The following is a 20,465-nucleotide window of genomic DNA, read 5'->3' as shown; positions in this document are numbered from 1 at the left end:
CCTAGAATTCTAAGTTAATACCCATCAAATAGCTCCTTGTAAAGGGGTACGCTGCAAAATCGATCTTCAGCACATCCCCACCGATGGAATTCACGGCCGGGTCAACGCCCGAGTACTTCGTAATGGTAAAGAGGTTTTGGCCCACCACGTAGACATTCAGGCTATTAAAAAACGCTACCTTAACCGGCAAATTATACGACAGTCGGGCCGATTGCAACCTGAGGTAGTCGGCGGTCTCGACTGTACGCGAATTCACCTGCCGTTGCCCCTGTGAAGTAGGGTTCACGAACGATGGATATTCGTTCGTCGGATTTGATGGCGTCCACCGGTTCAAATAAGGTTCCGCTACCTTATTCCGACGGAAACTGATCGGGAAATAGCTATCCACCAGCATGCTGTTCAAGATGCTTCCGCCCTTGGATCCCTCCAAATAAACCATCAGTGATAGATTTTTATAGCTAAACGTATTGGCCATGCCATAGGTAAAATCCGGCAGTGGTTTCCCGAGAATCATGCGGTCTACATCCGTTATTGTCCCATCGCCGTTTACATCGCGGTACTTGAGATCACCCGGCTTCACGTTATCTGTTGTGGTCGAAAAATCATCGCCTTCTTGCCATACGCCAAGTACTTCATAACCATAATAGGATGAGATGGACCTTCCTGGCATGATAATACTCGCATTGTTGATGAAGCCTGCGCCGCCCTGAATGATCCGGTTAAGCGGACCCAAATCTACGACCTTGTTTTTAAGGAATGAGATGTTACCGTCAATCCCCCAGTTGAAGCCGTCACCTTGCAGCACCCCTACCGACAGCTGGACGTCGACGCCGGTGTTACGCATACTACCGATGTTCTGTGTACGGTTGCCGAAGCCAGAACTGAGTGGTTGTGGAAGGCTCAGTAACAGGTCGGTGGTCTTCCGGTTATAATATTCTACGCTCCCCCGAATCCGGTTCTTAAAGAACGCGAAATCAATTCCGATATCGGTTTGTATCGCAGCTTCCCACTTTAGATCGGGATTGGGATTACGCGACGGGTTGATGGTTGTGTAACGGGTGTCGCCAAAGACAGCATCACCGCCGATTGAAAACGTCGGAATATACAAGAAATTAGCGATACTCTGGTTGCCTATCGAACCATAACTTGCCCGTAATTTTAGCTCGTTGATGAAACTATAATCGCTCAGAAAATCCTCTTCATGTGCTTTCCATGCCAATGCTGCCGATGGGAAGTAACCGAACCGGTTGTTGGGGCCGAACCGTGACGACCCATCCGCACGGAATGATGCAGTGATTAGGTATTTGTTGTCTAGTGTATAGTTCACCCGAGCGAGGTAAGACGCCAGTATCGTTCCTGCCCTGCCGCTACCGATCACATTCAATGCCTGCTCACCTGACCCGATAGCATCATAACCGAGATCCGGCAACGCGTATCCACGCCCATTTCCCGTGAACGAGTACGAACCGAAACGTTCATAGGTAACACCCCCTACGCCATTTATTGCATGACGATCGCCAATGGTTTTGTTAAAGTTCACCGTACCTTCTGCCATGTAGTAATTCCGGGTACCGGTCAGGATAGAAGCCACCCCACCCGGCAGTCCCTGCGTGGTAAAAGGTGCCACGAAAACATTCCGTTGGCTATTGTTGACATCACCGCCCAATTTGGCTTTGATCGATAACCCTGGGAGAACAAAGTACTCACCGTATATGGTACCAAAAGTACGGTACGAATCACTGTTTGCATTCTGCCCGTCACGAAGCGCCGCAGGATTATCCATGGTCATGAATGTGGACCGGTAATAGCTACCATCGGGTGCATAAATAGGCGAAGTCGGGTCGTAATAAATTGCGGAATACAAGGCACCGCTCTGTTCATTGATACCCGTACCAAAGGAATTGATACGGTCTTTGATATACGAAGTAGTCAGGTTGATTCCGAACCCGTATTTTCCGCTTACCGTGTTGTCGTAATTGATCCGGGCTGTATACCGGTCTACGGAGGAGGTCTGCACCACACCTTCCTGACCAAAATAGCCCAACGATACAAAGAACCGATTGTTATTTGCACCACCGGAGAACGAAAGATCATGGGTTTGCGTTTGAGCCCGTTGGAACAACAGGTTTTGCCAATCCGTATCCGCCTCATAATTGTCATCAACACGTTCGGAAGCCGAGCCGCCACCGTCGTCGATGATGGCATTCAGTACATCGTGATACTCACTTCCCGATAGTACGCGGACGCTATTAGCCACCTCTTGGAAGCCATAGTTGGCGCCATAATTAACTTTTAGGGCCCCTGAAGCGCCTTTTTTTGTTGAAATCAACACTACGCCATTTGCCCCGCGTGCTCCGTAGATCGCAGTTGCCGAAGCATCTTTCAGTATTTCAATAGATTCGATATCTGCTGGATTAAGGCTGTTCAGCGGATTCCGCTGATTGGGGTTAGCCACAAAGGCCGCACCTGAGCCGCTTACGGGCGGCGCGTCGTTCACCGGCATCCCATCGATGACATACAGGGGTTCATTTCCCGCTGAGATCGAACTAACACCGCGGATTTTTACGGACATGGCACTGCCCGGCTCGCCACTTTTCTGCGAAATCTGTACACCGGCGGCTCTACCCTGCATCAATTGCTGTACGTTCACGTTCGCGCCTGGTGTAAGGTCTGACGCTTTCAGCGATACAACCGATCCGGTAACGTCACTCTTTTTCACGGTACCATAGCCCACAACGATTACCTCATCCAAGTCCGAAACATCAGGGCTCAATGCGATGGCGGCCAGATTAACGGAAGCAGGAAGCTCCTTGCTTTCATAGCCCACAAACGAAACCACGATTATCGCCGATGGATCTACATTGGTGAATGAAAATCGCCCATCTGCATCGGTACTGGCTTGTTGCGAAGTTCCTTTAATACGCACGGCGGCCCCTTGCAACGGATTTCCTTGTTCATCGATCACCCTGCCAGTTACCGTCTGTTGTATCACTTCCAGCGCTGTCTCCTTTATTGACGAAGGTGACGACACGCGCGGCCTGCGTTTTTCCTTGATCACAATTTCTTTGTTAGCGATCGTGAAATCCAGCGGAAGTCCCGTTAATATCTGTTCCATCGCCCGCTCCAAGGGCACGTCGGCCAGTGAAACACTGACGGCCGGCATCCGTTCAATATGCTTCACGCTGTAGATCACCGAATAACCGGTTTGATTGTTGATTTCAGTAAAAATGGAACGCAGACTTGTACTGGCCTTTTTGATGGTCAGCCGCTGAGCCAATGTTTCGGCATTTGCTTGAAACAACAGCACTGTCAGTAGCAAATACGTGATTTTCATAACCCTTAATAACTGAGTTGGCGGGATCGCAGTCCTACTCCGACTACGTTTTTTAAACAAATATTTATTCATAAAATGGTTAACAAAGCGACAGACATATCAATTTAGCTTTTGAAAGCTAATCTTTGTTGGCTATGTTTGTCTGGTGTTTGATAATCGGACAGGCCTGTTTTCATCCACAGAGCGGACTGTCCGAACGTTAATTTGTCATCACAATAAGCCGGAGGTGGTGAGACATCTCCGGTGTTTTTTAGTCAGTTTACGGCGTAACTACAATCCTCCTTTCCGAAACATTAAAGTGAACTTGCCCCGTCAGTTCCAACCGTCGCAATACTTCGGACACATTCGCATACCGCGAAACGGTGCCCCCAAAACGAAGCTGTTTGTCCACGCCCTCAAAATGAACATCTATATCATACCAGCGACTGATATCGGCCATAATCTGTTCCAACGTCGCTTCGTTGAATGCGATAAAGCCAGACTTCCAAGCGACGAACGGCGCCGTATCCACTTTGCCTACTGCCACTTCATTTTCAGTAACTAATGCCTGTTCGCCCGGCGATAGTTGTTGCGTACGTTGAGATGTGGCTATCCGGATCTCTCCCTCCACCAATGTCGTCTGTTCAGACAGTTCACCCTCGTAAGCAGCAACGTTGAACGATGTGCCCAACACCGCAATCTCCTGTTCAGCAGTCCGCACGATAAAGGGATGGTTCTTGCTTTTCGCCACTTCAAAATAGGCCTCACCAACCAACGCTACTTCGCGCTTTGATTTGGCAAACCGCTGGGGGAACGTTAATTTGGACTCCGCGTTGAGCCAAACCCGTGTGCAGTCGCCGAGGACGATCTGATACGTTCCACCACGAGGTGTGACAATTTCGTTATTCAACGTTTCGTTGCCTTCAGCGTCACCGTTGCGGAGATTCCCCGCAAGTGTACTATCTGTATACAACAGCTTATCCGACAGGATCATCACGCCATTTTGGGCACTATCCAATGTCACGGTTTCCCCGTTTGCCATTTTCAGGATGGCTTTGTTACCCCCAGCAGCGATATCGACAAACTGGTGAACGGGAATAGGGTTGCTTTCCGAACGAAGTAGCCACACGATTGACGCTATAGCAATCAAAGAGGCAGCCGCAGCCAACCACTGAATCCGGCGTGCCTTTTTAGCACCATCAATTAGCAACTCTTTCCGTAGTCGGCGCCACGTACGCTGTTTAGCAGCAGCATCCTCAGCTATGGGCGCAACGGGATAGGTATGCAGATGCAAGCTCTCAACCAACCGGCGTTCGGCCGCTGTGCAGTTGCCCCGCTTATAGCGGTCCAATAGCTTTGTTAATTCCTTTTCGTCCATCAATAACATGGGTTTATGCTATGAAGACGGTTGGATGCGCGGTTAGGGTAAAAAATATTTTAAAATTAATGTAACGAACAGCAAACTCTTCTTCAAGAGGATCAGGGCATTCTTTATTTGCCGATTGACATTGTCACGCGAGATGTTTAAGTAGTCGCTGATCTGCTGATGGGTCAATAGGTGGGTTCGGCTAAGTGTAAAAATTGTGCGCATTTTGGGTGGCATTTTGCCGACACACGCCTCGAAACGACTCCTCAGTTCTTTCTCAAACAATGTTTCATCAATGCTATATTTTCCCTGCTCATAGGTTCGCTTCAGGTCTTCGAGGTACGAAAACCGATATTTGGTACGATCGCTACGATCGATCACTTTGTTTAACGTGGCGCGGTACAGATACGCCTTGAGCGAAATATTGATATCCAGAACTTCCCGCTTCTCCCACAACGTCATGAACAGTTCCTGTACAATATCCTCCGCATCGTCGGGATCCGCCATAGCATTACGGGCATAGCTCCATAACACATTCCAATGTCGTTCGTACAAAGCCCTAAACGCCCGCTGATCGCTGTCGCGAAGCAATTTCAACAAGGTATCGTCTGTGTCTTTGCTATAATCAGTCATTCCAAATCCATTATCCCAAGTCAGCTGTGAAGAATAACATCGCTAACGATCCAATACGGCTACCGCACAATTGATAAGAAACAGCATGTAAACGGTTAATAATTGCCCTTATTACAAAAGTAAGTATGAAAGCAAAGGCAAAGCAGCGATATATTATCCCTTTATAGATAGATTATATCATAATTTGCACATTTTTTTGTTAAGAAATGACAAATTTGGGATAAGCGTCCGATGACTACCATGCTTATTCCGAAATCTTCCACGCTTTCGGCGCCTCGAAATTTTCCCGTCCTGTGTCATACGAAGGCACAGAAACTTGAGACTGTATGGTTTCATAAACTTGGTTCACTTGTTTTAACATTTGACGATAGATCGCTGGATGTTGAGTTTTCAAGTCCTTTTTTTCATACGGATCTTGCTGAATGTCAAACAAAAAATCTTCTTTGATATCCATCCGTGGGTTTCCCGATTCGGCTTTGACCAATTTCCAGCGGTTATCTGCGATCAATGTACCGTATCCCAGGTAAAACTCCCGAGATATCGTCGCCTGTTCACCCGTTAACACCGACCAGATACTAACACCATCCAATGGCTTTGACAATGGTGACGACAGCCCCACCACATCGCGGACGGTGGGCACCACATCGATATAGCCCGTTACCTGATTAACCACTCGCTTACCGGCAAATCCCGCAGGCCATCTGATAATTGCTGGTGCCCTTACGCCTCCTTCCCACTCGGTAAACTTCGTACCCCGCAACGCACCGCTCGAACCTCCGAACCCGGGAGCTGCTCCATTGTCGCTGAAAAACAATACCAAGGTATGCTCGGCAATACCTGCCTCTTCGAGCGCGGACAAGATTTCTCCAATGCCGCGATCCATCGCAGTGACCATCGCCGAATAGGTTTGGCGCTTGGTATTCCCTCTTCCGATCAATTCTTGCTCAGCATTCCCATAAAGCGGCTTATCCTTCTCATACCCGTACTGCAGCAAATCATCTTCTTCGGCTTGTAACGGGCTATGAGGAGCGTTATAGGCAACATAAATAAAGAATGGTGACGCGTCACCGCCGTATTGCTTTATACTGGCGACTGCCGCTTTGGTAATCAAATCCGTGGCATATCCCTCGTCGTAACATGTTTCTTCGTCCCGATGCCAATCCAATTCGCCTTCACGCCTATGTGTAAAGTAGTCAATGGCCCCATTATAATGACCATAAAAATGGGTAAAACCTCGCTGTAGGGGTAGGTATGCGCGCTTTGAATGCCCCAAATGCCACTTTCCGAACGCAGCCCGGTGCACATATCCTGCCTCAGCCAGCATATTAGATAAGAAAACCTCTGTCGTATCGACACCGAAATCACTCCAAGGCGGAATGACCGTCTCCCGTAAGCCAAACCGATTCGGATACCTCCCTGTTAGTAGACCGGCACGTGTCGGCGAGCAAATCGGCGCTGTATAAAAGTTGTTCAGTATCACGCCTTCCTTCGCCAGGTGGTCAATGTAAGGTGTTTTGATGTCGCCGCCGTTGTACCCTACATCACCCCATCCCAGGTCATCGGCCAATATAACCACAATATTAGGCTTTTCTATAGGTTGCGCAACGCCAGGCAAAAGCCCGCTAAATAAAGCACAACATACTGCCGCCAACTTACCGAACACATTCATCCTGATCATTTTTTAGAATACATAGGGAGCGACAGGTCCTTTCCCTTTACCCCGGTTCTTATTTGGTGCACTTAAATCCTCCGGACCGGTTTCGTGATCGCCCTGTGCTTCCCTCGTCGCTTTCATTTGCGTCCGGAAACGGTCCAGCATATCAGCATACATCGGATCAGCGGCCAGATTCACCTGTTCCCAGGGATCGGTATCTATGTCGTAAAGCTCTTCTGCCGGCCGGTTATGGTATCGCCATAGCACCGCGGCGGCATGCGCATTGCGGAACGACGCGATGCGCCATGAAGGCCAATATTCCCGCCCCCCGTCATGGTCCGTGGCCCTATCCATATGGGTCGTGTATGGTATTTCAGGTGCCAGATTCAGAATGTATTTGTACTGGTCAGTGCGCAGCATGCGCATGGGCGAACGGTTCATCAACCGATCCCCGGTATGGGAAGCAAAAATCGTGTCGCGGTGTTTGGCACTGGGGGTTTTCAATACCGCCATAAAACTTTTGCCATCGATGTCCTGCGGAGGGACACCGTTGGCGATCTCCACCATCGTCGGTAAAATATCCACCTGAGATACCAGTGCGTCAGTCCGGGTTCCCGCACTGACCTCTCCGGGCCACCGTACGATAAAGGGAACTTGGATCCCATAATCGTATAGCCCCCACTTCCCGAATGCCCACTGCGGCCCTTGGTCTGCGGTAAACATCAAAATGGAATTGCCTGTCATCCCATGCTTATCCATCAAGTTCATCAGCTTACCCAAATTAGCGTCCATTTTGGTCACGTCGGTATAGTACCTTGCCCGGGCTTTCCGGGTGTCGTCGGTGTCAATGTGGATGGGTGGAATATCCACCTCTTCGGGCTTATAAATCGGATTTTCTGGCCAAATGACATGCGGGCTGTGGTCTGCGACAATCAATACAAACGGTTTTCCCGCCTCCTGCGCTCCGAGCCAGGTGTCGACGGGAGCCAACGTCAAATCATAACGTAACCCGGGATTGTTTTCGTAACCCCGTTCGGGTGTATTGGTTCCTGGGATGCGCTCGAAGGGAAATACTTCCTGGGGACCGACGTGGAGTTTACCTGCTATCGCCACCCGGTAACCCAGCGCGGAAAGCCGCTGCACCATGGAAGACAGGCCTTCATGGACCCCCGAATGATTACCGTGCGCTCCATGTCTCATCGGATACATCGCGGTAAATAACGAGCTGCGGGAAGGTCCACAGGTAGGTGAAGTGGCGAACGCTTGATCAAATACCAAGGATTCGCGGCTCAATTTATCCAAATGGGGTGTACGGACGACGTGGTTTCCATACGGCCCGATATCCCGGACCGCCAAATCATCACCGATGAATAGGACCATATTGGGCAGCGAAGCCCGCACTTGCCCGTGAGCAATTTCCAGCAAACAAGCAAACCAAAGGAAAAGGGCTATTCTTTTTTTCATCGCAATCGGTTATTAGTGGGCATACAGCCCCAAATCCACATCAGAAATCGTTCTCGTGTCGCTAATTTCCATCAGCAGGGTGTTGTTCCCTTCAACCAGAAAATCCTTAAACATGCTCAAATTGATTTCATCGTAGTGGCGTTTGGTATTTACAAACTTGGATACCACTTCGCGGCCATTGAGGAAAATCCGCACATCGGCATGTGCCAGAAGCCGAAGCTGCAACTGCTCGAAGGGCTCATCCAAGGTAAACTCCCTAAGCAATGCACCTTCCTGCCCTTTCTTAAACTGAACCGGACCACGTTCCCTGGAAAAAGCCGTTGCTTCAGGTGCACGTAATTGGGTGTCCGTGAGCTTTTGGCGCGTTACCATGACCGCTCCAGGCATCACCTCACTGTCTTCGGCCAACGCCCGCCATGATTGAGGGCGCCTATAAAGGGGCTCATGCAGCACCCGCATCAGATCGGGATCTATTTTTATCTGCTTTCGATCGTACGTAATCAATCCGTTTACTTCACCTTCCACGTCGGTGGTTTGCGTATAGACCGCTGCCGCCAATCCCCGCCCGATCATGGGTTGGAGATTATGCAACAAGCGGGCGTACTCCTTGATTAATTCCCCTTCGCTATAGTATGTCCGGTAACCCCAGTTTCGCATGCCTGGATTCCACAGGTGTTCTTCGATCGGCCATCCCAATCCGCCGAATTCCCCCAATGTGATGATCCGCCCTGGGTTCTGGGAAGCCGGCTCCATACCCGGACCGGGATAGTGATGCGCATCGTTCATGTGCCCAACGTTGCGATCTGTCCAACCGCTTACACCGTTGATGATACGGGAAGGGTCATAAGCCATGGTCCATTCCACCACGCGCTTCGTATCGTATTGCCCCCAACCTTCATTGAAAGGCACCCAGACCACAATGGATGGAAAGAAGCGCAGATGATCCATGATTGCTTTCCATTCGGCCTCAAACTGCATCGCAGACTCGGCCGGCCGGTCCCAATCAGTTTCAGCGGTAGCTTTCACATGCTGCACATCCCGCTCGGCCGTCGCAAACCCGCTGACCATATCCTGCCAGACCAATAGTCCGATGGAATCGGCATAGTAATAATAACGGGCGGGTTCGACCTTGATATGTTTCCGCAGCATATTGAATCCCATCTTTTTCAGCACCTCCATATCATACAACATCGCCTTTTCCGAAGGAGGAGTCAACAAACCGTCTGGCCACCATCCCTGATCAAGCGGTCCATATTGAAACAGTGGCTGGTTGTTCAACAGCATCCGCTCATAGCCCAGCTCATCCTTACCCTTGGCAATTTTGCGCATGGCAAAATAGGAATCCACGCGATCCAATACCCGACCGCCTTTTACCACACTGACATCCAATTGATAGCGATGTGGGTCCGCGGGAGACCACAGTCGGGCATCCGGCATGGCGATGGAAACGGGTTGGTTCGGAACCGCCGTAGCTTCAGCAACGGTTTTCCCATCATCAAGCACTTTAATCTGCAGCTGTTCTCCGCCCGAGATTCCTTCCACCGTGTTCTTCAAAACCACAACCCCGTTGTCGATATCCGGTTCAGGCAAAATTGTAGCAATGTACGTCTTTTCCACGGGCTCCAGCCACACCGATTGCCAAATACCTGTCACCGGTGTATACCATATTCCTTTGGGATCCAACACCTGCTTTCCCCTGGGTTGCGTTCCGGTATCGGTAGGGTCCCATACCGCCACTTCCAGGTGCTGATCGCCTTTTTTAAGAGATTTACTGATGTCAAAGTGAAACGGGTCACTTCCGCCGCGGTGCACGCCCAGTTTCTTCCCGTTTAACCAGATTTCTGCCTCCCAGTCTACGGCATCGAAATGCAGCAATACGGTTTTACCTTTCCAATCGTCCGCTATGCGGAATGTTCTCCGATACCAAAGCCTCTCGTCGGGCTTTACCGTTTGCTGTACACCGGAAAGCGCCGACTCAGGTGCAAACGGCACCAGGATCTTGCCGTCGAAATTCTTCGGCTTTGATGCATCGCGCGGCAGGATTGCATAGTCCCAAAGGCCATTGAGCGATGCCCATTGACTCCGTTTCAACTGTGGGCGCGGATAAGCGCGCCATGCATTTTCCGGCGTCACTTGTTCTCCCCACTCAGTCATCATTTTCCCTGGATTCAGCTTGGTATCCTGCGCCATTGCAGTCCCCTCCATCATCAATGCTGAAACCGCCAATAGCATCATTTTCCTGTTCATAAATATATTTCGGTTTTCTTTTTTTCGTTTACTTCTTGTTTGTTCTTTCAGCTTCCGAGTTTCGTTTTCAACAACGCCATATATTCCCTTGGCGAGCGTTTAAAATATTTCTGGAAATTCTGGCCAAACACAGCCTGCGAATTGTACCCTACCTTGTTGGCTACCTGGAAAATCTTCAAATCGTTTTCCGCGATGAGTTCAGCTGCCTTTTTTATCCGCACCTGATCCACCAATTCCTTTGGCGAAAGATTGGTCACCGCTTTTACCTTCCGATAGAAGGTAGGCCGGCTCATGCCCATGTAATCGGCCAACAGGTCCATGCTGAGATTGGCGTCGCGAATGTGTTCGTGGATGTAGTCGTTAAGCTTCCCTAGAAACTGTTCATCAGACTTAGACCTTACCGTTAGCTGAAGGTGTTCAAATGGTTTATTTTTTGCATGCTCGCGTATTTTATCCCTGTTTTTCAATAGATTATCAACCTGAACCAATAACAGTTCCGGCGAAAACGGCTTTGCGATATAGGCATCTGCGCCAAGCTGTAACCCTTCAATTTTTGAACGGAATGAATTTTTAGCCGTAAGCAAAATCACCGGGATATGACAGTAATCTACAGTCGTCTTCAACAAGTCACACAGCGCAAACCCATCCATCCCCGGCATCATCACATCACTGATGACCAAATGCACCACTCGGGTTTGCAACACCTCCAGCGCGGCTTTGGCGTTCAATGCGGTTAACACCTGATACCTATCGGCTAAAATTTCGTTAAGAAAATTCAGTATGTCTACCTGATCATCAATTATGAGCAACGTCTCTTTCATTTCCAACTTCATTTGTCTGTGGATTTAACCTAAACACTCCCTGTTGATTAGTCGGCAAGGTCAGGACAAAGATATTCAACGCCGTTTCGTCTACGATGACATCCAATGTACCGTCATGCAAATCAGCCAGTGAACGCGCCAATGAGAGGCCGATACCCGTCCCCTGTACTTCTTTCCGGCTAGGAATCCTGAAAAAAGGTTCAAATATCTTTTCCCGGTATTTCTCGGGAATGATTTCGCCGTCATTGGCAACGATCACCGAAAACTGCTGCGCGATGGCATCCTCCTCCCATTCGACGGACACATACTGGTCCGCATATTTAATCGCATTGGACAGCAAATTACTCACGATCTTAACAAAAGCCTCGCGATCGACAGCTGCCATCAATGGCATTTTCTGTCCGAAAGCCCGCAACACGATGTCCCGCTTCTCCGCTTCGGGCGTAAAATCGGCTATCAAGTTAGCGGTCGTCATGCCGATGTCCGTATGCGCAAAATTGAGCGAGAATTGATTGATCTCCGCTTTCCTGAAGTCGAGCAACTGGGTTGTCAACGCTACCAACCGATCCGTATAGCTTTTCACCAGCGTAAGATTTCGCTTTACCGCGCCAGCATCTTCGGCTTTGTCATACGCCCACTCAACCGGACCTTTTATCAGGGTCAACGGTGTCCGGATTTCGTGGGCGATATTCGTGAAAAACTCAATCTTTGATCGGTATGCCTCCTTCTCCATTTCCAGCTCACGGAGTTTGAGCCGCCTCGCATTCCGCCTTTTCACGTTGCGGTGATAGTAATATACCGTGCTAGCAACCAATAGCAATACTGCCAAGGCATAACAAACATAGGCTGGCCAACTCTTCCATAATGGCGGCAAAACGGTAACAACCAAGCTTTTTGGCTCCGTCTTCCAATAACCCACGTTGCTTTCAGCCGTTACAACAAACCGATAGGTTCCAGCAGGCAGACCGGTATAATATGCTTTTCTGTTGGATGACAAATACGTCCATTTATCCTCGAACCCCTCCATTCGGTACCGATAACGGATGGCAGACGGAGCAGCGAAGTCGAGCGCGGCAAATGCAATCTCAAAACTGGAGTGCTTATAGTCTAACGTAACGGAATCGGTAACTAAGGCAGACGTGCCCAATATCGCCAGACTATCCTTGGGTCTTATCTTTGTATCGCCCACCTGCAACCCCGTTATGTATAGTGGCGGGGGCTGCGTGTTTTTCACCAAGTTTTCGGGGATAAAGGCGACCATCCCTTTTACCGTACCGAAGTACATTTTCCCATCGGCGGTCTTATAGGCAGAACTATAGTTAAACTGATCGGTAATCAGTCCGTTGGCTTGCGTATACACGTTAATATCTTCCGTCTCGGGGTTAAAACAGATCAGCCCCTTCAGGCTGCTAATCCAGAGACGACCACTACGGTCTTCCAACATCCGGTAAGTGTATTCGGTGGGCAGTCCTTCCGCTTTGGTGTATCGGCGAAAACCGGTTCGGCTACTATCCAACCGGATCAATCCACCGCCCTCGGACGTAAACCAAAGGGTACGGTTACGATCTTCGTGGATACCTTGAATTGTATAGAACCTGCGGTCCGCACTATCGAGGCTGAAATTGACATTTCCATGTTCGCCTGTCTTAGGATTAAAATAGAAGACGCCGGAGGAGAGGCTTCCGGTCCATATCGTTCCGGCATGATCCTCAAAAACCGCATACACATAGGATTTTTGGGGTATTTCCTGTACTTGGGTCAACGTTTTGGAAACCGAGTCATACCAATGCAAGCCGGCACCGGTCGTACCCACCAAGATGCGACCGGAAGTGGTTTTGTAAATAGACATTACAAAATTACTTGCAAATAGGCTGTCTCGCGTGCGGATATCTGCGTATCGCTCTACGACTTTGCCACTAGCCAAGTCCATCACTTCAAGGCCATGCACGAAAGGACCGGCATAGAGCCGCCCACCATCAACCAGCAAGCCATGGATGTTTGGATAGGAAATCCCAGTACGCGGATCTCCGAAAACCAAGTGTTCGAAAAAACCGGTCTTCGGATTGAATTTGGTTATGCCTGCATCTTCTGTACCAATCCATACATTGCCTTCGTCGTCTCCACAGATTTCACGGACCGCGTTGCCGGAAATAGATGCATTTGCCGGTAGTGGACTATACTTTTCAAAACTACCGTTCTCTCGTGAGTAGAAATTAACGCCCCCAAAAAAAGTACCCAGCCACACACCGTTCCGGTTATCCACGCAAACCGTATACACCGCATTATCATTGAGCGAATAGGGGTCTCCTATCACTTTCTCAACCGATTCAAACCGATCCTTACCGTAATCGTAAACAAACAGCCCCGACTCCGTAGCGATGTAGTATTTCCCTTCGTTCTTGATAGCCTCGATATCCCGCACAAAGACATCTGCTCCCTGGCTGTTTTTCGTCAATAACGTCTTCCACTGCGCCGTACGCCGGTCGAGCCGCCAGAGGCCCTTCGTTGTACCGACAAGGAGGAACTGATTCACTGCAGTCATACACGTGATCAATCCACGGTTGATGGATTGGTGGCGTGGCTGCTCGATAGGGGTTGTTCGATTGGTTTCGGCATTGACATTTTTGACTGCTCCCTGCCGCCCCCCTATCCATACCCCGCCTTCGCTATCAATTTCAATGGCCGAAGCCTGCACGTTCAGTGCAGTGATACGGGAGGTCTCCCCGTTATATTTGTATAAGCGCCCACCAGCGATAAACCATACCTGATTCGCGGTGTCTTCACGGATATCGGCGACGCGTAAAGCGGGAGATTGCGGTACCCGTTCGCATCGCCCACTTCGGGGATCGAAACGGAATAATCCTGAAATGGTGCCTATCCAAATCTTTCCGTGACGGTCCTCATACAAGGACGTTATATGATTCGCACCCGCCGTTCCCGGATCAAGTGCAATATCTTCAAATTCATGCCCATCAAATCGGTCCAACCCACCTTTCGTGCCAACCCAAATAAACCCAAGACGGTCTTGGATGATGCACGTTACCGAATTGTGTGACAGTCCTTGATCAACCTGGAAATGCTTGAAGTAATGCGGTTGTCCCCTAAGGGCGAAGGAAGAAAATACCAGCAAAAAAACCGTTGACACATACCGAGGCATACCCAAATATACGTTTTACCGAACGACTTGCCACACCGGGGAATAAATATATTCCGGATGGCCGACCGTTTTGACGCCGATACGTGCAAAAAGGTAAGGCTCTGATGCGAGCAGGTCGGCATCAAGCGATTGGGTCAGTACCACTGGTTCATCCAGGTTGACCTGCCCACTGGGCTTCCTACTTTCGGTGATGCGGTACATGTGGTCTAGCAGCGCCCGCTTTCCTACCAGCAATACCACAGCCTCCAGCTGGCGCTCGGCAACATTCCTGGTAACCGAGCAACTTGCCGTCAACACCCCGTTGTCTACAGAAAACGCTGCACCCGAAATGGAAAAATAAGGGGTAACGGGTATGTCGACCGTTGTTGCGCCGTTCACCGCTACCATAATCGTATCCGGAATATGATTCCACGGACCATTGCCACCGATCCGCACCAATTGATAGCTACCGTCAAACAGCATGGACGAAAAACTCCCGTCTTGTCTTACCTGTATCGCGATAGGGGTGTTATTTTCGTAGCTGTTCTGGAAAAGCTGCAATACATTCATACCCTGACGGATCTCGATGGGTTGATCGTTGTGAACCAACCTGCCGTTCAAAGGCGAAGCAGGCGGATCGTAGTTATCCAACTCGCAGCCAGCAAGCAAAACAACAGGAAAGATCAATAAGCGATATAAATTTTTTCGATTCATCGTAGTAATGGTTTAATGAAATGGATTTCTAACAAGCAATGGATTCCCGTTCAACGCATTTTGGGGTATGGTTGAATAATAATTCCCCAACCGGAAAAAACGGGGCTGTGTAAACCGTGGAGCCACACGCTTCTCAAAAACGTATTTATTGTGTTTATCCGGGTCACCGGGCCGGACCACGCGGTAGGGCCATAGGGCATGAACCAGGGTATTCGCCGATTGGCGATTACCGTTAAATACCTCATGCGCAATACGCCAACGCTTCAAGTCCCACCAACGTTGTTCTTCAAAGGCAAGCTCTACGCGGAATTCTCCCCTTATTTTCTCGATGGTCAATGCGGTCAGGCTGTTCGCTGCAAACCCTGCCCGCTCCCGCAGGCGGTTCATGTAGGCGAGCGCTTGTGGCTCGTCTCCAAGCTCAAAAGCGGCTTCGGCAGCGTTAAGGTAAATCCCACCGAGCCTGAACCGGATCCACCACACATCGCTTCCCTGCCCCTGTTGTGCCGAGCCGACTCTTGCGTCGACATATTTCCGGAGGTAAAAGCCCGAATTGGTGACGTTCGCAGCATTGGGCAGGGGGCCATCGTGCCCCACCATCAGTCCGCCGTCCTCGAATTCGCGGCCTAGATCCGCATGGGTATGCACGATGTACCTACCGGATGCTTCATCCCATTCCATTACCCCTGCTTGAATATTGATGCGTTGTCCGCGGAAAGTAGATCCGGGGGTGATTACAGTACCCGCCATCCGCGCGTCCTTACCTTCAAAAACCGCTTCCGGACTATCGTAATAAATATAGTCCGAATTGTCGGGTGTGCGGGTGACCAGTGCCCCAGGACGACCATCCAGGTAGTCAAACGCCTCAACAATGTTGAGCGAAGGGGTAACCCCTGCCGCACCGCCAGCGCTCTCCCGCAGCGAACGTGGAATGTTCTCGAAGGTGAAACTATGGTATTTGCCGTCGAGTGTGTAATCAAACGCCCAGATGACCTCCGGATTATTGTTCTTGGTAGTGAACAGCTCGTAAAAATTCTGCGCGCGATCCGGATTTTCCTCGTAAAGCGCAAACGGACCATCGTTCAGAATCTCTTGAGAGGCGGCCAATGACTGCTCATAGTAGCCTGCCGCGCGGTCCGCGAGTATCCCCACTTCACCGTTAGTTGTGCGGATGGGATCGGTCATTAGGTTATTGTATTTTGCAATAGAGGCGGCGTAGAGCATGGCTTGTGATTTCAATGCCAATACGGTCCATTTGTTGGCTCGGGTTTTACTGCCTGCGGTCTGCGGCAACTGGTCTTTGATTTGATCCAGCTCCGTCGAAATAAAATCATACAAGCCAGCCTCCGTAGCACGGGGTTCGCGCATGGCTGGGACGCCTTCCGGCCCATCATATTGATAGGTACGCAAAATCAACGGAACACCGCCCATGCCACGAACGTGAAGAAAATAAACATACGCCCGTATAAACCGTCCTTCGGCCAGCAGCTGCTGCTTATCTTCAGCATCCATCACCGTTGATGCCTCAATGTTTTCAAGAAACAAGTTAATATCTCGGATCAAGCCGTAATCCCATAGCTGCTTAACGTCATACCCATAGTTTACGCGTGTGTTTCGCCCATTGTTTCCACCGAGACCGCCCGACCACATCCCTTCATCCACATCGGTAGGTGATAACAGCCCGCCCTCCAAACCGCCCGTAGGCTGCAGCCGGTTGTATAAGTTGGCCAACACGGAGCGTGCCATTTCGGGGTCGTTCCAGACCTGTTCCTCCAACAAGATTTCGGTTGGGTTTCGGTCCAGCCATTTTTCACAACTGGTGAGCTGCATTACCAAAGCAGCAACACCAATGCTCTTCGCTATATTTTTATAGATATACATCGTCATTAAAAGGTTAAATTTACACCCACGTTATACACGCGCACCGACGGGTAGTCCAAGCCATTATTCGACTGTGTTTCGGGGTCAACTCCCAGGTCACGGACATTGTCAATGGAAAATAGATTAAATCCGTTTGCATACACCCGCACTTTGGTAATGCCAGCACGTTTTAGCAGGGCTGCCGGAAGATTGTACCCCACCTGTACATCACGCAGCCGCAGGTAGGATGTATTCCTGAACCAAAACGTCGACGGACGCATATTGCTTTCGTTGTTCGATTTTTTGAGCGCAGGGTAGGTTCCGGGCACCCAAGGGCTCGTTGGGTCAAAAATGTCTTGGCGGTGCCAACGGTCATTGAACAGGTAATCCGGCGAATTGGCATCATTCTGGAACGGGGTTTTGATTTCAGCGGCCCGCCCGCGGCTTTGCATCGCTGCACCGGAAAAATTCAGTGTCAAGTCAAAGCCTTTATACGCCACACTCGTGTTCAACCCGAAGTTGAGGTAAGGCAGGTTTCCCTCGCTATAAGCATTCGGCCGTTCATCCAAGCCGTTTATTACCCCGTCATTGTTTTGATCCTTATAGATGAAATCACCCGGATTCAGCGTCGTGTTGTTCTGCCCGTCAATATTGACCGGGTAATTGGCGATTTCCTCTTCAGACTGAAACTGACCGATGTATTCGTAGCTCCAATTTATCCGTGCCCAGCGGTTTTCAGACGAATTCCGGTATTCATCCCAAGAATTGCCGAACCGTGGTCTATAGGAATACCAATTCTTCAACCTGGCCAGCGTCGCATTGGCACCGATGCTGTAAGATACGTTTCCTGCATTATTGGAATAATTCAAGGCAGTCTCCATGCCGAGCATTTTGTTTGCATTCAAATTTTCGGCCGGGAGGCCAAAACCGACTTCTGCGGGCAACAACAAATCGTAGCGGGAGGCCGGGATTCCCGTCAGGTTGCGCCTGAATACTTCAAAGCTACCGTTCCATTTGTTCCCTAACAGCGAGAAATCCAGGCCTACATTCATTATCTCGCTTTTCACCCACGTCAGTGTCGTTACGGGAAGGCCACGCGAAACAATTCCAGTGATCAGCTGATTATCCAGAAACGCGGTACCGGAATTCCAGTTATATCCGGGCAGGTAAGCGAACGGCCCAACGCCGTTATCTTCACTTCCTGTCTGCCCGTAAGAAGCCCGTATCTTCAAGTCGGTCAGCACCTGGGCTACCCCGCTGTTTTGCATGAATTTCTCTTCAGAGATCCGCCAACCGCCACTCACAAATGGGAAAAAGCCCCATCTATCTCCTTTCGGAAACCGCCACGAACCATCATAACGTCCTCCGAGCTCCAATAGGTATTTGTTGTCAAAACCATAGTTTGCCCGGAAAATAAACCCTGCACGTGCTTCTTCGATCACGCGGTCATCCACCGCCTGCAGTTCATTGAAACTATTGATCAGATCGATATAATTTGTAGCGGGTTGCGAACGGATAAAAAACAAGTTATCCAACCGCTCCTGAGCCTCCATTGCGCCGAAGGCACTGACATCGTGTTTTCCGAACGTACGCTTATAGTTCAGCTGTACGCGGTATACGTTGTCCGTGATGTATCCGTTGCTCCTTGACCGGAAAGGATTCTGTTGCCCTCCGGTAACCACGTATTGGTCGGTCTGTGCGTTATACGCATAGGTATCGAAGGTTTTTTCAAATATATTTTCGAAAAGGTTGTTATAGAAAAACGCATACATACCCGTAGCGGTCAACCCTTCTATCGGAAACTTGTATTCAACATCAAAACTCGTCTGCAACGTGCGGCGTTCCGTTTTGGTGTAACCAGAGTACGGAAACGTTGCGTAATTGCTCGCAAAATTGTTATTTGTTGCCGGATATTCCGGGTTTCCGTTGGCATACGGTTGCTCGGTTGGCCTGTTCCGGAATTGGCCCAGCAGTGATTGGAAATAATCATCTGCGCCCGGAAGCCCCAGCAAATCTCTCGCTTCCACCTTTCCGTTGATGCGGACGCCTGCTTTAAGCCGCTTGCCGATTCGGGTCTCGACATTGGTCTGCAGATTCGTCCGGTTAAAATTATATCCATCAAAAACGGCATCCTGGTTAAGACGGCTTACGGATACGTGGTAACTTGTCCGTTCGCCACCGCCCGAAGTATTCAGGTTGACGTAAGACTGTGGTGCGTTACTTTTCAGGTAGGTCGACCAGTCAAACCCTTCGTATCCTGGTTCTCCGCGCTGCCATTTTTCAACCTCTTCGCGCGTCCAGGTCGACTCACCAAACTCATTCATATCAGCTTCCGCATTAGCCCGTACATAATCGGCCGCACTAGCGGGGGTCGGGAAACGGAATAGGCTCTGCCACCCATGATATGCATTGACATTGATTCGATTTTCCCGGTTCAACCCGCCCTTTTTCGTGGTAACCAACACCACACCGTTGGACGCCCGCAGGCCGTATACAGCCGCCGATGCATCCTTCAGTATAGACAAGCTCTCGATGTCTTCTCCATTCAGGTTGTTGAATTGCTGAGCGCCGGAAGGGACCCCATCAATCACATACAACGGTGTACCCATATTCCGGATCTGCATCCGAGCCTCCGCGCCAGGCCTTCCGTCTGGCGCCCGCGAAGTCACGCCCGCCACTTTGCCGATCAGCGCCTGGGAAACCGTGGGCACCGGACTTTGGGTAAGTTCTTCTGAGCCGACGGTCGATATCGCGTTGGTCAGGTTCGCGCGACGTTGCTCACCGTAACCGACAACGACAACTTCTTCCAGCGAATGCGACACCGCATGAAGCTGCGCATCCACCACCGTGCGGTTGTCAACCGTTATTTCCAACGTTTCATAGCCTACCGAAGAGAAGCGGAGTACATCCGTTCCTTTTGCACGGATGGAATACTTTCCTTCGGGATTGGTAGAAACTGTTTGCACCCGGTCATTGACCGAAATCGTTACGCCCCCAATAGGCTCCCCGGTCACCGAGGAAACAATACCCGAGACCAAACTGTCTTGGTTCAACTCGCTCTTGTAAATGTCTAGCGATACTGGGAGACTCCCGTATGCCATACCGCAGAACGACATGATGATCAATAGCGGACACGTAATTAAAAGTTTCTGCATAGTCGTTAATAATTGGTTTATTCCAGCTGCAAAATAACGACGTGTTTTTACTTGATTTTATTCAATAACTATCGATTTTGTCTCAAATCCAGGGGGCGATTCCAT

General features: G+C 49.9%; 11 protein-coding genes. All 11 read right to left on the bottom strand.

All coding sequences use genetic code 11. The features are described 5' to 3' along the window. Position 1: 1 nt before the first annotated feature. The 11 genes from IEV98_RS08405 to IEV98_RS08355 all read right to left on the bottom strand — a co-directional run bounded on the left by IEV98_RS08405 (position 2) and on the right by IEV98_RS08355 (position 20,360). Positions 2-3,334: a TonB-dependent receptor gene (locus IEV98_RS08405; RefSeq protein WP_229738629.1), complete on the bottom strand. Its 3,333-nt coding sequence runs from the start codon at positions 3,332-3,334 to the stop codon at positions 2-4. A gap of 259 nt (positions 3,335-3,593) precedes the next feature. Next, entirely contained in the window at positions 3,594-4,691 is a 1,098-nt protein-coding gene (locus IEV98_RS08400) for a FecR family protein (RefSeq protein ID WP_188505413.1), read from the bottom strand. Positions 4,692-4,733: 42 nt separating this feature from the next. Next, complete coding sequence (locus IEV98_RS08395) at positions 4,734-5,312, bottom strand: RNA polymerase sigma factor (protein ID WP_188505412.1); 579 nt, start codon at positions 5,310-5,312, stop codon at positions 4,734-4,736. 244 nt (positions 5,313-5,556) lie between these two features. Further along, a complete protein-coding gene (locus tag IEV98_RS08390) occupies positions 5,557-6,990 on the bottom strand; it encodes an arylsulfatase B (protein WP_229738628.1) in 1,434 nt (477 codons plus the stop codon). A gap of 3 nt (positions 6,991-6,993) precedes the next feature. Further along, positions 6,994-8,430: a sulfatase family protein gene (locus IEV98_RS08385; RefSeq protein WP_188505411.1), complete on the bottom strand. Its 1,437-nt coding sequence runs from the start codon at positions 8,428-8,430 to the stop codon at positions 6,994-6,996. 12 nt (positions 8,431-8,442) lie between these two features. Beyond that, positions 8,443-10,677 carry a glycoside hydrolase family 2 protein gene (locus tag IEV98_RS08380; protein WP_188505410.1) on the bottom strand — a complete coding sequence of 745 codons (2,235 nt, stop codon included), beginning with the start codon at positions 10,675-10,677 and terminating at the stop codon, positions 8,443-8,445. 47 nt (positions 10,678-10,724) lie between these two features. Next, positions 10,725-11,498, bottom strand: coding sequence for a response regulator (locus tag IEV98_RS08375; RefSeq protein ID WP_188506169.1), 774 nt, complete (start codon positions 11,496-11,498; stop codon positions 10,725-10,727). Then, positions 11,473-14,655, bottom strand: a complete 3,183-nt coding sequence (locus IEV98_RS08370; RefSeq protein WP_188505409.1) for a ligand-binding sensor domain-containing protein — start codon at positions 14,653-14,655, stop codon at positions 11,473-11,475. The genes IEV98_RS08375 and IEV98_RS08370 overlap by 26 nt, the downstream gene beginning before the upstream one ends. Before the next feature lie 15 nt (positions 14,656-14,670). After that, positions 14,671-15,348, bottom strand: coding sequence for a DUF3823 domain-containing protein (locus tag IEV98_RS08365; protein ID WP_188505408.1), 678 nt, complete (start codon positions 15,346-15,348; stop codon positions 14,671-14,673). A gap of 12 nt (positions 15,349-15,360) precedes the next feature. Then, entirely contained in the window at positions 15,361-17,226 is a 1,866-nt protein-coding gene (locus tag IEV98_RS08360; RefSeq protein WP_188505407.1) for a RagB/SusD family nutrient uptake outer membrane protein, read from the bottom strand. Positions 17,227-17,231: 5 nt separating this feature from the next. After that, the gene (locus tag IEV98_RS08355; protein ID WP_188505406.1) at positions 17,232-20,360 is read right to left on the bottom strand and encodes a SusC/RagA family TonB-linked outer membrane protein; all 3,129 of its coding nucleotides are present in this window, start codon (positions 20,358-20,360) and stop codon (positions 17,232-17,234) included. Positions 20,361-20,465 lie beyond the last annotated feature (105 nt).

The sequence above is a fragment of the Parapedobacter pyrenivorans genome (assembly GCF_014636865.1).
Lineage (GTDB): Bacteria > Bacteroidota > Bacteroidia > Sphingobacteriales > Sphingobacteriaceae > Parapedobacter > Parapedobacter pyrenivorans.
Note: the sequence above shows the minus strand (reverse complement) of the source record. Positions and strands in the feature narration are given on the sequence as shown.

Coding starts and splice junctions, on each gene's coding strand:
- IEV98_RS08380 (WP_188505410.1), bottom strand. CDS start 10,677: ATGAACAGGAAAATGATGCTATTGGCGGTTTCAGCATTGATGATGGAG.
- IEV98_RS08400 (WP_188505413.1), bottom strand. CDS start 4,691: ATGGACGAAAAGGAATTAACAAAGCTATTGGACCGCTATAAGCGGGGC.
- IEV98_RS08385 (WP_188505411.1), bottom strand. CDS start 8,430: ATGAAAAAAAGAATAGCCCTTTTCCTTTGGTTTGCTTGTTTGCTGGAA.
- IEV98_RS08370 (WP_188505409.1), bottom strand. CDS start 14,655: ATGCCTCGGTATGTGTCAACGGTTTTTTTGCTGGTATTTTCTTCCTTC.
- IEV98_RS08390 (WP_229738628.1), bottom strand. CDS start 6,990: ATGATCAGGATGAATGTGTTCGGTAAGTTGGCGGCAGTATGTTGTGCT.
- IEV98_RS08365 (WP_188505408.1), bottom strand. CDS start 15,348: ATGAATCGAAAAAATTTATATCGCTTATTGATCTTTCCTGTTGTTTTG.
- IEV98_RS08375 (WP_188506169.1), bottom strand. CDS start 11,498: ATGAAAGAGACGTTGCTCATAATTGATGATCAGGTAGACATACTGAAT.
- IEV98_RS08355 (WP_188505406.1), bottom strand. CDS start 20,360: ATGCAGAAACTTTTAATTACGTGTCCGCTATTGATCATCATGTCGTTC.
- IEV98_RS08360 (WP_188505407.1), bottom strand. CDS start 17,226: ATGTATATCTATAAAAATATAGCGAAGAGCATTGGTGTTGCTGCTTTG.
- IEV98_RS08395 (WP_188505412.1), bottom strand. CDS start 5,312: ATGACTGATTATAGCAAAGACACAGACGATACCTTGTTGAAATTGCTT.
- IEV98_RS08405 (WP_229738629.1), bottom strand. CDS start 3,334: ATGAAAATCACGTATTTGCTACTGACAGTGCTGTTGTTTCAAGCAAAT.